General features: G+C 68.3%; 1 protein-coding gene. It reads left to right on the top strand.

From position 1 onward, the window contains the following. Positions 1-265 (top strand): TetR/AcrR family transcriptional regulator (locus ACZ3HH_RS30300; protein ID WP_465810305.1); only part of this gene is annotated, 265 nt, incomplete at both ends.

Here is a 265-nt window from a genome sequence, read left to right as displayed (position 1 = left end):
CATGACGCGGGCCAGACCGAGACCGAGATGATCGAGCAGAAGCCGCCGAAACGCCAAAGGCGTACCCAGGCCGAACGAACCGCCGCCATGCGGCTGAGGCTCGCCGAGGCGGTGCTGGAGACGCTGTGCGAGGTCGGCTACGACCGGCTGTCGACCGGCCTGGTGGCGGCGCATGCCCGGGTATCGCGCGGTGCCCTGTCGCACCATTTCCCGAGCAAGGCCGACATGCTGGTCGGCGGCTTCGAGCATCTGCTGAAGCAATGGG

The organism is Pseudomonas sp. PME37.24/025, assembly GCF_055556615.1.
This window is presented reverse-complemented; position numbering and strand designations above follow the sequence as displayed.